This is a genomic window from Mesorhizobium sp. WSM4837 (assembly GCF_055811435.1).
Genome location: NZ_JBVVQE010000009.1, coordinates 86,572 through 99,300 on the forward strand (window position 1 = coordinate 86,572; position 12,729 = coordinate 99,300).

The window sequence follows — 12,729 nt, forward strand, 5'->3', positions numbered from 1 at the left end:
CAAAAGAAAAGCCCGGACGCCGCGCATCCTGTCGGACGCGCAACGGAGGCGGGCTTTCCGGTCCAGCAGCGATGACGCCGCCGGAAACAGGCTCAGTTCTTCGGTGCTTCCGGCTGCGTGCCATCAGCAGGAGCCGCGGCATTTGACGGTGCTGAGGCCTTTGCCGCCGCGGCCAGCGTTTCGCCGACCTGCTGGGCGAGGTCGCGAGCGAGGCCGTTCTGCCATATCTCGGCGGCCTTGAGCAGCTCACGCGTCACGGCCTGGCCGCTGTCGAGCAGTTTCTTGCCGGTATCGGAATTGTAGAAAGCGGCGATTTCGGTAAGCTCTTTTTCGGAAAATACCTTGGCATAGGCCAGGGCCGCTTCCTTCTCGAGATCGGCGCGCCGCGAGGCCAGCGCCAGAGCCTTTTCGCTAACCGTTCTGCCGATCAGCTCCTGCATGTCCGGGTTCTTTTGGATAAGCTGCTGCTGAAGCGCGGCGGCGGCCTGCGGCAGGATGTTGTCGAACGGGTCCGTCGCGTTGATCGCCGCGACTGCGGCGCGGGCTGCCTTAAGATGCCCTTCGCTGACGTCCTGCGAGAACGCCGGCGATGAAAACGCAAAGACGGCTGAAGCTGCCAGAATTGCAGAAAAACGGCGAACCCGGTTATGCGACATCATGATCGATAGAACTCCCTGGTTTTCGGGCGGCATGGACGGTTTGGACGCCGTCGCCGGCTATGATGGCCGCTGATGCCAGCCCGATGAAAAGACCATGCTCGACCACCCCCGGAATGGCATGGAGAGCATTCGAAAGCGCTCTTGTATCCGGAATGCGGCCAAAAGATGCATCGAGGATAAAATGGCCGCCGTCTGTAACAAAAGGCTGGCTTCCCGTCATCCTCAATGTGACGGGGCCGGAAAGGCCGAGCCTTCCGGCTGCCGCGGCGACGGCGATTTCCGTGGCACGCAGGCCGAACGGGTTGACCTCGATCGGCAGTGGAAAACGGCCGAGCGTCTCGACCATCTTCGAACGGTCGGCGATGACGATCATGCGGGCGGAAGCCGCCGCCACGATCTTTTCGCGAAGCAGCGCACCGCCGCCGCCCTTGATCAATGTCAGCTCCGGATCGATCTCGTCGGCGCCGTCGATGGTAAGGTCGAGCTCGGGCGTTTCTTCCAGCGTCGACAGTGGCACGCCAAGCTCGCCGCAGAGGATAGCGGTGCGCTCCGAGGTCGGCACGCCGATAATGGTAAGGCCGGTGGCGACCTTTTCGGCGAGCAGCCGCACGAACTCGTCGGCCGTCGAGCCGGTGCCGATGCCAAGCCGCATGCCATCGCTGACATGGGCAAGTGCCGCCCGCGCGGCCTCGACCTTCAGTTGCCTCGCATCCATGCTTTGCCCCGGATTTCGCTTGTTTCGGCGCTCCTAGCATCTTTGCCCGTCCGGTCAAAGACTTTGCCCTGTGGATTGACGCCCTGTGGATTGAGTTGGCACGGCTTGCCTGGATGGGCTGCAGCGGCTATCGCCTGCCGGCAGCGCAATCGTCACAGGACATGTCATGACCCGACCGATCATCGTGTTCGACCTCGACGGGACGCTGGTCGACACAGCGCCGGACCTGCTCGACAGCCTCAACCACAGCCTTGCCGCCAGCGAACTCGCAGCCGTCGACGAGGCCGGCTTCAAGCGCTTCGTCGGCCATGGCGGCCGGGTGATGATCGAGCGCGCGCACGCCGCGCAGCAGAGATCGCTAGTGGTAGAGGAACACGACCGATTGCTAAAGCTGTTCCTCGATCACTACACCGACAACATCCCGGGCAAATCGCTCCCCTACCCCGGCGTCGTCGAGACGATCGCGCGATTCGAGGCGGCTGGCTATCTCCTGGCCGTCTGCACGAACAAATACGAAGCCAACTCGGTGGCGCTGATCGAGGCGCTCGGCCTGGCGAAGCATTTCGCGGCGATTTGCGGTCAGGACACGTTTGCGTTCCGCAAGCCCGACCCGCGCCATCTGACCGAAACCATCGTGCTCGCCGGCGGCGATCCGCACCGCGCGCTGATGGTCGGTGATTCGCAGACCGACATCGATACGGCGAAGGCGGCCGGCATTCCCGTGGTGGCGGTGGATTTCGGCTACACCGACCGCCATGTGCGCGAATTCGAACCGTCGGCGGTGATCTCGCATTTCGATGCGCTGACGCTTGGTCTGGCCGAACGCCTGATTGCCGCTGCCGGGCACTGAGCGCGACGGCGACCGGACCGCTCCCGGCGTGGTTGCATTCGGTCTTCGTCGGAACGCCAGCACATCGCCTTGACTTCCCCGGCCGGCCTCCCTTATATCGCGGCGCGCTTGGCCTTCGGGCAACGAGCGGGCGATTAGCTCAGCGGGAGAGCACACCCTTCACACGGGTGGGGTCGCAGGTTCAATCCCTGCATCGCCCACCAATACCCGCTTCCGGTACAAAGCTACCATCCGCTTCGGAGCCGCCTACGCTTCGAACTTCCGCCTCATCGCCAGGTTTGCCATGACTTGGTCATACGACTCGCCAGGCAGCCGGGGACACATCACAAGGCGCTCGTTACCCTTGGAATCGCTCAAGCTGCACATTGAACGCGGCCGGGAGAAAGTTGACGGACGATAAAATCGTCCTAGGTGAACTGCTATCTCAGTGGCCCGGAACTGACGAGGGGAAATCGCCGTCGACCTGCTGCTCCGACCAGGTGAAACTGCGCAATTGCAAATGCGTCCGGCTTCCGCGAACATTGCTGGACCCCATCAAGGGCCCGTAGCGGCCGACCCGAAACTGAGCGCTGGCTTCCCGGCCCGCTGTCCTGGCGGCCTCGCCTTGGATCCAGCCAGCGTCCTTAAAGTCAAAAGGGAGGAATATCAGATGAAACTGACAAAACACCTTGCCGGTGTGGTGATCGCGTCGACCTGTCTGTGTGCGCCCGCGCTGGCGCAGACCAAGTTGACCATGTGGTATCACGGCGCCGGCAATGAGGTGGAGTCGCGAATCCTCAACCAGATTATTTCCGACTTCAACACCAGCCAGTCCGACTGGACGGTGACCATCGAGAGCTTCCCCGAGAAGAGCTACAATGATTCCGTCGCGGCGGCGGCCCTGGCGGGCAACCTGCCCGACATTCTGGATGTGGACGGGCCCGTCATGCCCAATTGGGCCTGGGCCGGCTATCTGCAGCCGCTGCCGATCGACGAGAGCGAGTTCGCCGACTTCCTGCCCGGCACCAAAGGCGTGTGGGATGGCAAGCTCTATTCGGTCGGTCTGTGGGACGCGGCGGTGGCGCTTTTTGCACGCCAATCGACGCTGGGCGAGCTGGGCTTGCGCACCCCGACCCTCGACAAGCCGTGGTCGAGAGAGGAATTCATGGCCGCGCTCGATGCCGCCAAGGCCTCCGGCAAGTTTGAATTCGCCCTTGATCTCGGCATGAACGACCAGGCCGAGTGGTATTCCTACGCCTTCTCGCCGTTCCTGCAGAGCTTCGGCGGCGACATTGTCGACCGTTCGACCTACAAGACGGCGGAAGGCGCGCTGAACGGCGAGGCTGCGCAGGCGTTTGGCAAGTGGTGGCAAGCGCTGTTTACCGGAGGCTATGCGCCTGGCACCAGCGAGGACCCGGCCGATCAGCAGACCGGTTTCATCGGCGGCAAGTTCGCCTTCCAGTGGAACGGCAACTGGCGCGCGGTGGCAACGATGGAAGCCGTGGATGACGTTGTCTTCCTTCCAGCCCCCGATTTCGGCGCCGGCAACAAGATCGGCGCGGGATCTTGGCAATTCGGCGTGTCGGCCAAGTCAAAACATCCGGAAGGCGCTGCCGAGTTCATCAAGTTCGCCGCGCAGGACAAATACCTGGCCGCCTTCTCCGACGGCATCGGCCTGATCCCGCCGACGCCCTCGGCGGCGCAGATGACGAAGTACTACAAGGATGGCGGCCCGCTCGCGGTGTTCTTCGACCTCTCCAAGGCACAAGCCCTGGTGCGCCCGGTCACCCCGGGCTACGTGGTCCAGGCCAAGGTCTTCACCAAGGCACTGGCCGATATCGCCAATGGCGCCGACGTGGCCGACACGCTTGACGCGGCGGTCGACGAGATCGACGCCGACATCGAAAGCAATGGTGGCTACGGTCACCGCTAGTCTGTCGCGCCGGGGTCCTCGCCAGCCGCGGACTCCACCCTCTCTGGCTTGCTGGGCGGATACCGCAAATGGCGTCGAAGCTAACCCTGTCGAACCGGGCGGGCTGGACATTCGTCCTGCCGGGCTTCGCACTTATCTTCACATTCATCGTGCTGCCGTTTTTCTTCGCGATCGGTCTGTCATTGACAAATCAGCGGCTGCTGTCACCGAACCCGACCCAGTTCGTCGGGTTGGAAAACTATCAGCAGCTCCTGGGCCTTGCTGTGGTGACCCTCAAGCCAGAGCGCGACGATGCTGGCGAAGTGGTCCGAAACGAGGCCGGCGAAATCCAGTATCCCCGCCTGCGTGAGATCACCCGTAGCGACGACTATCCTCAGTATCGCGGCATGCGCGAGTGGTTTCGCTGGCAGTCCGGCGAAAACGTCATGATCGTCATCGCCAGCGACGTTGTGTTCATGAAGGCGCTGGTAAACACCTTCCTGTTCGTCCTGGTCGTGGCGCCGGTACAGGGCAGCCTCGCGCTGATGCTTGCTTTGCTGATCAACCACAAGGTCAGGGGCATCAACCTGTTCCGGACCATCTACTTCATGCCGGTGGTGGTCTCCATCGTCGTGGTCTCGCTCCTCTGGCGGTTCATCTATGACGGCCAGAACGGGCTGTTGAACAGCATCCTCCAGGCCCTCACCTTCGGCCTCTTTCAGCCCGTCGACTGGCTCGGCAATCCCTCGACGGCGCTGCCCGCAGTCATGGCCATGTCGATCTGGCAGGCCGTCGGCTTCCACATGGTCATCTGGCTGGCGGGGTTGCAGACGATCAGCCCCACGCTCTACGAGGCCGCCGCCATCGAGGGGGCTTCGAGATGGCAGACCTTCCGCTATGTCACCTGGCCGGGCCTGCGCAACACCGCCGTGCTTGTCCTTGTCGTGATCACCATGCAGGGCTTCGCGCTTTTCGCCCAGATCGACGTGATGACCAATGGCGGTCCGCTCGACAGCACCCAGACCCTCGTCTTCCAGGCGGTCGAGCGCGGCTACGGCAAGCAGGACATCTCCGGCGGCTCGACCATCTCGGTCATCCTGTTCGCGATCGTGCTGGCGATTTCACTCATCCAGCGCTGGCTGACACGGGAGCGTTAGGATGGCCTTCGATCCCGACAATTACGGCCTCAGGCTGTTCGTCCGCTATCTGGTGCTGTGCCTGATCGCGCTGATCTTCGTCTTTCCGCTCGTGTTCATGATCAACTCGAGCTTCAAGCCGGACAGTCAGCTTCTCGCGGACACTTCCAGCCTGCGTGCATTCCTGCCCGTCGGGGACATCAGCCTCAACAACTATTTCGGTGCGTTCCGGCGGGCGCCTGTCGGCCTGTTCGTCCTAAACTCGGTTCTGGTCACCGGGGTGACCGTCCTTCTCTCGCTGCTGATCTGTTCGCTGGCCGCGTTCTCCTTTGCTTTCCTGCGGTGGAAGGGGCGCGATGTCCTGCTCACGATCGTGATCGCGACGCTGATCATCCCTTTCGAGACCATCGCTATCCCGCTCCTGCTCCTGGTCTCGAAACTGCCCTGGATCGGGCTTGATGGGCTGCATTGGGGCTGGCTCAATACCTACCGGGTGCAGATCATTCCGTGGATCGCCGACGGACTGACGATCTTCCTGTTCGTGCAGTATTTCAAAGGGCTGCCGGGCGAACTGATCGAGGCAAGCCGGGTGGAGGGCGCGAATTGGTGGCAGGTCTACTATCGCGTCGTCATGCCGCTTTCAGGGCCGGTACTGGCGACTGCCGCCATCCTGAAATTCCTCGTCATGTACAACCAATATCTCTGGCCGCTCATCGTCGTGCAGCAGGAAGGCTATCGCCCGGTCATGGTCGGCCTCGGCTACTTCTTTCAACTCAACGTCGCCTGGGGCGAAGTCATGGCTTATCTCACCCTTATCACCGTCCCGGTGCTGGTCTTCTACCTGTTGCTGCAGCGCGCCTTCATCGCGTCGATCGCCTCGACCGGCGTGAAGGGCTGACTGCATGGCTCTCGCGCTCAAACGCCAGTGGATCTGGGACGGCCGGTCAGCCCCATTCCTCAAGGCCGACCAATCGATCGGAGGCCCCGAATTGCCGCACATGAATCAGGAAACGGGAGCCATCGCTCATGGCTGAGGTCTCACTCAAGGGCGTCAAGAAATCCTTCGGTCGCGTCGAAATCATCAAAGGCGTCGATATCCACATCAACGACGGCGAGTTCGTCGTCTTTGTTGGACCGTCGGGCTGCGGGAAGTCCACGTTGCTGCGCATGATCGCCGGACTCGAGGACATAACCGAAGGCACCCTCGAGATCGGAGGCCGGGTGGTCAACCAGCTGCAGCCCAAGCAACGCGGTGTTGCGATGGTGTTCCAGAGCTATGCCATCTTTCCGCACATGACCGTGCGCGAGAACATCGCGTTCGGCCTTACGATCGCGGGCGCTTCCAGGCAGGAAAAGCAGCAGAAGGTGGCCGAGGCCGCACGCATCCTGCAAATGGAACATTTGCTCGACCGCCGGCCAAGTCAGCTTTCGGGCGGCCAGCGCCAGCGCGTCGCCATCGGGCGCGCAATCACCCGGAAACCGGCCGTATTCCTGTTTGACGAGCCGCTCTCCAACCTCGACGCCGCACTGCGCATGGACATGCGCATGGAAATCGGTCGGCTGCGCAGGCAACTGGGCACAACGATGATCTATGTAACCCACGACCAGGTCGAGGCGATGACGCTGGCTGACAGGATCGTCGTCCTCAAGGACGGTCAAGTCATGCAGATCGGAGCGCCGATGGAGCTCTATCACGAGCCGGCCAACAGGTTCGTTGCCGGCTTTCTGGGAGCCCCGTCGATGAATTTCCTGGACGTCGACGTCCTCGACCTCGATGGCGAAGCGGCAATGGTTGGCAACCAATCCCTGGAGCCGATCAGGGTAGCGACCAGAGGGCGCCCCTTCCGGAAAGACGGCAAGGCCATCCTGGGTGTCCGTCCGCAGTACCTGCGGCCGGTGCAATCTGGAAAAGGCTTGCTGCATGGCATCGTGGCACATGCCGAGCGCTTGGGCAGCGAGACGGTCGTCGACCTGACACTTCGCGATAACAGCGAACTCATTGCGGCCTTCAATGAAGACAAGGTCTTTCAACCGGGTGACGCTCTGGAGCTCACGTTCGACACGGCCTTGGCCCACCTCTTCCCCGACGAAGGTGAGTTGCAGACGCATTAGCACGAGCAACGAGAACAAGGTGCGTCGGCGCAAATTCGCGGGTGTCCATTCCGGAACCCGGAACAAACCTGCATGGCCACGAGTTTCTACTTTTGCGAGAAGTGAGGGAAAGCCATGTTCAGACTTGTTTTGGCGACAGGCGTCGCAGTTCTCTTTTTCGGTGAACCGGCCCTTGCCGCAGACGGAAGTCCGTTGCCGCCGCAGAATGCCAGGAAACTGTCGGAGATAATCGCCAAGGTCGAGCAGCGCGACGACTTTCGCTATGTCGACGAGGTCGCCTGGGACAGCGGCGCCTACACCGTTACGTATTACACAACCGACAAGGCGAAGGTCGAAATCACCTACGATCCGGTGACAGCCGAGCCCAAATAGATCGCGGCCATCTTCCCCCAGCCGATACGTGCGGCCGGCTTATCTCAAAGGAACCGGGAATAATTCCGGCAACCAGGTTACAGCGCAGCCTGGGGACGATCCCTCGGAAGCGGGCGGCGGCGTAGCTTCACCATGACTGGGGCGACGGTTCCCGCGCGCTTTTCGGCATCCCCTTGCGCCGATGCGCCTTTGATGGCTGACTGCGGCGTGATCATTGAGCCGCACGGGGGTGGGCATGGCGACGGCAAAGCATGTGGCGAAACGCGTTCTGATGATGCTCGCCGGCTATTTCGTTGCGGTGCTGGTCGGACTGATTGCCGTGGCCACGATCTATGGTGCATTGAGTTCGCTGCCTGATGCACCGGCGTATTTCGATCTCATGGGGGTCTCCCCCATCGCGGCGCTGGTCGTGCCGCCCCTCGGCATGTTGATCTATTTCCTGACGATCATGCTGACGGGTCTGCAGACGCTGATCTTCGCGCTGATCGCCGAATTGTTTTCGCTGCGCAGTTTTTGGCTGCATAGGTCTTCGGCGCCGCAGCAGCGGCTGCCGGCTTCGTCTTGATCTGGCCGAGCGCGCCGGAGGACCTGAGCCCCGAGCGCTGGGCCGATATCGGCATCATCGCCGCCGCTGGCCTGGTCGCCGGTCTGGTCTACTGGCTGATTGCCGGGCGCGAGGCCGGCTTCCGGCGCCCGCTCTCCCTACGTTAGAATCCTCAGCTTGCCGGCGAGCGCACCGCTTCCGTGCTGTCGAGTGCCTGCTGCAGCCGCGTGTCGCGGTCATAGACGTCGCTGAAATATTCGACTTTGCCGGACATGTCCGGCCAGGCGGTGAAATAGGCGACATAGACCGGGATCGTGCGCGCCACCTTTTCGGTCGAATGTCCGTGCTTCAGCTTCTCCGCAATGTAGTCGACCGAGGTGCCGAGCACGGCCGCCGCCATGCCGCGCGGATCCTGCAGACGAACGCAGCCATGGCTGAGCGCGCGCGTGTCACGCTGGAAAAACGTCTTTTGCGGCGTGTCGTGCATGTAGATGGCGTGCTTGTTGGGGAACAGGATCTTCAGTTCGCCCAGCGCATTGGCCTCGCTCGGCAGCTGGCGCACGCCATAAGGTATCTTCGCGCCATAGGCGCCCCAATTGACCGAGGAGGAGGGAATGCGTTTGCCGCGCGCGTTGACCACTTCGTAGCCGGCGCGGTCGAGATAGCCGGGATCCCTGCGCAGCCGCGGCAGCATCTCGTTGACGAGGATCGACTGCGGCACGCCCCAATAGGGATGGAAATCGACCTGCTCAAGCTGGTCGTAAAAGAAGGAAGTCTGGTTGGTGGTCTTGCCGATGACGACTCGGGTCTTCAGCTTCTCCTCGCCATTCTCGATGTAGCTCGCGGTAAAGGCCGGCTGGTTGATGAAGACACGCGGGCTGCCGAGATCGGATGGCAGCCAGCGCAACTCTTCCAGCGCGACATGCACCTTTTGAATCTTGTCGGCCGTGGACGTCCCGACCAGCGCCGCGACGGTGCGCGGACCGATGACGCCGTCGCCCTTCATGCCAGCCTTTTTCTGCACCGCCTTGATGACCGGCACCAGTTCCGGGGCATAGACCTCGCTGGTGGCGAGCTGGGCCAATATCTCGCCATAGGCGCCGCCCATCTCGTCGTCGAGATTGCGGGCTATCTTCGTCAGAAGCTTCGGCAGTTCGGGGCTGGTCTCCCCCGGCTTCAGCAACAGCTTGGGATCGACGACGATCTCGTCGTCGACGCTGGCCTGAAGTGATTCCAGTTCGACGCGCAGCGCCTGATATTCGGCGTTCTGCGGATGCCGCGATTCGAGATAGGTGCGCACTTGCTGGGTGCGTGTCAGCGTTTTCAGCACGCCTTCCATGTCGAGCGGCTTGACCGGGAAATCATAGTAGCCGGTGATGCGATTGGGATCGACGCGGCCGCTTTGCGCGTCGTGGACATAGCGCAAGACGCGCGCTGACAGCGCCATCTCGAAGCGGACGAGTTCCTTCAGCCGCGCATCGGCGCTGCCGGTCGATGCGCCGGCGGCAGGCACTTCAACCGTATAGTCGGCCGGCGTGAGGCCATAGCTCGTCGCCTCGCCAAGCACCCGCACCGCATCTTGCGCGCGGCTGTTGGCATTGGCTCCCGTCACCCAGATGAAATCCGGATTGGCCGCGTAATAGGCGACGAGCGCCTTGGCGATGTCTTTCTCGGCGTAGAGCTCGTAATCGTTCAGTCCGGCAATCGCTTCGCGGAAGGCCGCGCCGGTGGCGAAAGAAGGCTGGAATGCGGCGTCTTGTGGCATTGCCGGCTCCGGCGCTGCCGTCAGCGTCGAGAAGTCGACGCGCACGAGCGGATCGCTCTTGTAGGTGTAATAGGACGGGCCGCGGATCCGAGAGGCAGCGGGCGCTGCTGCATATGGCTTGTATTTCGGCCTCTGCCTTGATGGCGGCAGGGGGAAATCAGCTCGCGGCGAATGCCTGACACCACCGCCGAAGAGCCTCTCGAAAAACCCTTGCGCGTCTGCCTGCGGCACGCCGAAGGCCAGCATTGCCGCGACCGCCGCAAGCGGCATCACGGTTGCTTTGTTTCCGAGGAATTTCATGGGATCACCCGCTCCGGCTGCAACCGGCTCCGTTCCGCATCGCTTGACGGTCTCGCCCACCGCATCATGGATGTAGGGCGCGACTACACCGATTCATACTGATTTCGTTAAGCTTTCATAAATTTCAGGAGGTCTGTTGCAGAACAGTTTCACAACGGTGGCAACCGAAGCGAATTGGGTCCGCTCCGGTTCCAGCAAATAGCGCTCAGGTCGGGCGATGGCGCCGCGGCGATGGGAGCCAGCTCAACCAGCCTCTAAGCAGCATTCGGCTGCAAGGAAGCGCTCTTCCTCGAAGCGGTCGATCTCTACACGCAGGTCGAAGCCGTCGCTGTTTAATGCAGCGATACCGGCTCCCGGTGTTCGGCAACGAAGCCGACCGCACGCTCGACCACGCCCTTGTCGGCGAGGATGCGGCGGTGGCCGAGCCCGTCGGCCCAGTAAAGCCGCACATGGTCGCCGGCGCCGGCATAGAGCCTTGCATGGTCGGCGGACACTTCGCGGTCGTTCGGCGCATGGACGACCAGCGTTGGCACCGGCGTGCCGGCAAGCTGGCGGTCGCCGGTGAATTCGTGCAGCGGCCGGCCGGCGATGCGTTCGACCCGGTCGGCCATGGCGGCCTGGGAGCGTGGGCCGACACTGAGCATGCGGCTGAAATCGTTGAAGATCGCCGGCAGCGAGCTCGGTGCCGCGATCAGCACCAGCCGCTCGGCCGCCAGCGGCGGAACGTCCTTGACCGAACCGACGACGGCATTGGCGGCCACGGCACCGCCGAAGGAATGGCCGACGACCGCCACGAACGGGCCGAACCATTCGCCAGCGAGTCGGGCGGCCTCTACAGCGCTGACCAATGTGAGCCGGCGGCCCTCCGACTGGCCGTGGCCCGGCAGGTCGAGCGAGACAACCTTGTAGCCGGCGTCTCGATAGGCTTCGATCAGCGTGCGCATATATTCGGTGCGCGAACGCCAGCCATGGATGACGAGCACCGTGCCGGCGGCCCGCCTGCCCGGCTCTGGCCTGAATTCATGCACCATGACGCAGCCGTTTTTGGTCTTCAGCCGATGATGGCGCGCCTCGGCCATGAAGCCGGCGGCGCGGTCGACGGCGCGCCGCTCGCCGTCGCTGAGGATTTTGGCGTTCGGCGTGCGGCAGAACAGTTCGAATGCCGCGCGACCGGTCAGGCGGGGAGCCACATGTTCGGCGGCGGCAAACACGCCCCGGATGACCTTCAATCCAAATGATGCCATAGTGGCAATCCATCCATTCGTTCAAGCATGAACATAATAGTTCAAACATGAACATTAAACAAGAGCTGCCCTGGGACAACCCGCGTTTTCGCAACTGGGTCGCGGTGGCGCGCGCCTGCCATGCGCTGGAACGCACGCTGGCAGTGAAGCTAGCGCCGCTGGACCTGAAGCCGGCGCAGCTCGACGTGCTGATGAACCTTTACCGCCATCCCGGCATGTCGCAGCACGATCTCGCCCGCCGGCTGCTGGTCGGCCGCTCCAACATCACCATGCTGCTGCCGCAACTCGAGACACGCGGCCTGCTGCGCCGCGAAGGCGATCAGAAGGACAAGCGCGTGCTGCGCCTGACCCTGACCGAAGCCGGCACGGAACTGCTGATGCAGGCCCTGAAGGTCCATATGGCGCTGATCGAGAAAGCGATGAGCCAGTCGACGCCGGAGCAATGCGACATGATCGGCGAGCAGATGCGCAAGATTGCCGACGTGCTTAGGGAAGCGTGACCCGCTCACCACATCGACTTTTTCGCGCGCTCCGGCCATTCCCTGTCGTAAGCCTCGCCGTCGATGCCTTTCCGGCTGGTGATTTCCAGGATCTTTCCGGGTGTCGGCAGCGACTTCGGGTCGACATGCCTCGCCGGGTTCCACAGTTCCGACCGATGGACGGCGCGAGCGCACTGGAAATAGACCGAATTGACATCGATGCCCATGACCGAACGCGCCGGTCGGCCGTCGACGCTGAACGAGGCACACAGCGCGGCATCCGTGGTGATGTGGGCGCGGCCGTTGACGCGCAGCGTGGTGCCGCAGCCTGGGACCAGGAACAACAGGCCGACGCGCGGATCGCGAATGATGTTTTTTAGCGAATCGGCACGGTTGTTGCCGCGCCGGTCCGGCATCATCAGGGTTTTCGGATCATGGATGCGGACGAAGCCGGCGAGATCGCCGCGCGGCGAGCAATCCAGCCCTTCCGGCCCGCTGGTCGCGAGCGCGGCAAAAGGCGAGGCCTCGATGAAGGCGGCGTATTCGGGAATGACATGGTCGAGTTCCTTGACCAGCGATGTCTCGCCGGGCAGCCCATAGAGCGCTTCGAGCTGTTCGACCGTGGTGATGACGGACATTTTTTCGCCTCCGAGCATCCGCAG

Annotated in this window: 12 protein-coding genes, 1 tRNA gene and 1 pseudogene; 9 read left to right on the forward strand and 5 right to left on the reverse strand. The window is 62.7% G+C overall.

Going from position 1 to position 12,729, the window contains the following annotated elements:
* Nucleotides 1-92: 92 nt before the first annotated feature.
* Complete coding sequence (locus tag AC0L3D_RS07460) at nucleotides 93-659, reverse strand: DUF2059 domain-containing protein (RefSeq protein WP_473643679.1); 567 nt, start codon at nucleotides 657-659, stop codon at nucleotides 93-95.
* Complete coding sequence (rpiA, locus tag AC0L3D_RS07465) at nucleotides 646-1,374, reverse strand: ribose-5-phosphate isomerase RpiA (RefSeq protein ID WP_023801850.1); 729 nt, start codon at nucleotides 1,372-1,374, stop codon at nucleotides 646-648. The genes AC0L3D_RS07460 and rpiA overlap by 14 nt, the downstream gene beginning before the upstream one ends.
* Nucleotides 1,375-1,540: 166 nt before the next feature.
* On the opposite strand from rpiA, the gene AC0L3D_RS07470 reads away from it, so the two are divergent.
* The 8 genes and pseudogenes from AC0L3D_RS07470 (at nucleotide 1,541) to AC0L3D_RS07505 (ending at nucleotide 8,446) form a co-directional block, all read left to right on the forward strand.
* Nucleotides 1,541-2,224 carry a phosphoglycolate phosphatase gene (locus tag AC0L3D_RS07470; RefSeq protein ID WP_023801851.1) on the forward strand — a complete coding sequence of 228 codons (684 nt, stop codon included), beginning with the start codon at nucleotides 1,541-1,543 and terminating at the stop codon, nucleotides 2,222-2,224.
* A gap of 128 nt (nucleotides 2,225-2,352) precedes the next feature.
* Nucleotides 2,353-2,427 (forward strand) — tRNA-Val (locus tag AC0L3D_RS07475).
* Nucleotides 2,428-2,873: 446 nt separating this feature from the next.
* Complete coding sequence (locus AC0L3D_RS07480; RefSeq protein WP_473643681.1) at nucleotides 2,874-4,136, forward strand: ABC transporter substrate-binding protein; 1,263 nt, start codon at nucleotides 2,874-2,876, stop codon at nucleotides 4,134-4,136.
* Nucleotides 4,137-4,204: 68 nt separating this feature from the next.
* Complete coding sequence (locus tag AC0L3D_RS07485) at nucleotides 4,205-5,272, forward strand: carbohydrate ABC transporter permease (RefSeq protein ID WP_473531941.1); 1,068 nt, start codon at nucleotides 4,205-4,207, stop codon at nucleotides 5,270-5,272.
* A gap of 1 nt (nucleotide 5,273) precedes the next feature.
* Entirely contained in the window at nucleotides 5,274-6,149 is an 876-nt protein-coding gene (locus AC0L3D_RS07490) for a carbohydrate ABC transporter permease (protein WP_128169529.1), read from the forward strand.
* A gap of 128 nt (nucleotides 6,150-6,277) precedes the next feature.
* A complete protein-coding gene (locus tag AC0L3D_RS07495) occupies nucleotides 6,278-7,363 on the forward strand; it encodes an ABC transporter ATP-binding protein (RefSeq protein WP_473531940.1) in 1,086 nt (361 codons plus the stop codon).
* A 114-nt stretch (nucleotides 7,364-7,477) separates the two neighbouring features.
* Nucleotides 7,478-7,735, forward strand: coding sequence for a PepSY domain-containing protein (locus AC0L3D_RS07500; RefSeq protein WP_473531939.1), 258 nt, complete (start codon nucleotides 7,478-7,480; stop codon nucleotides 7,733-7,735).
* A 235-nt stretch (nucleotides 7,736-7,970) separates the two neighbouring features.
* A pseudogene (locus AC0L3D_RS07505) lies at nucleotides 7,971-8,446 on the forward strand (hypothetical protein).
* A gap of 5 nt (nucleotides 8,447-8,451) precedes the next feature.
* Here the strand turns inward: AC0L3D_RS07505 and AC0L3D_RS07510 are convergent.
* The gene (locus AC0L3D_RS07510; protein ID WP_473643683.1) at nucleotides 8,452-10,344 is read right to left on the reverse strand and encodes a L,D-transpeptidase family protein; all 1,893 of its coding nucleotides are present in this window, start codon (nucleotides 10,342-10,344) and stop codon (nucleotides 8,452-8,454) included.
* 332 nt (nucleotides 10,345-10,676) lie between these two features.
* A complete protein-coding gene (locus AC0L3D_RS07515; RefSeq protein ID WP_473643685.1) occupies nucleotides 10,677-11,588 on the reverse strand; it encodes an alpha/beta hydrolase in 912 nt (303 codons plus the stop codon).
* A 47-nt stretch (nucleotides 11,589-11,635) separates the two neighbouring features.
* Between AC0L3D_RS07515 and AC0L3D_RS07520 the strand changes: the two genes are divergently transcribed.
* Nucleotides 11,636-12,088, forward strand: a complete 453-nt coding sequence (locus tag AC0L3D_RS07520; protein WP_473643687.1) for a MarR family winged helix-turn-helix transcriptional regulator — start codon at nucleotides 11,636-11,638, stop codon at nucleotides 12,086-12,088.
* Between the two features lie 5 nt (nucleotides 12,089-12,093).
* Here AC0L3D_RS07520 and AC0L3D_RS07525 read toward each other — a convergent pair whose 3' ends face one another.
* Complete coding sequence (locus AC0L3D_RS07525) at nucleotides 12,094-12,705, reverse strand: pyridoxamine 5'-phosphate oxidase family protein (protein ID WP_473643689.1); 612 nt, start codon at nucleotides 12,703-12,705, stop codon at nucleotides 12,094-12,096.
* Between the last annotated feature and the right edge of the window lie 24 nt (nucleotides 12,706-12,729).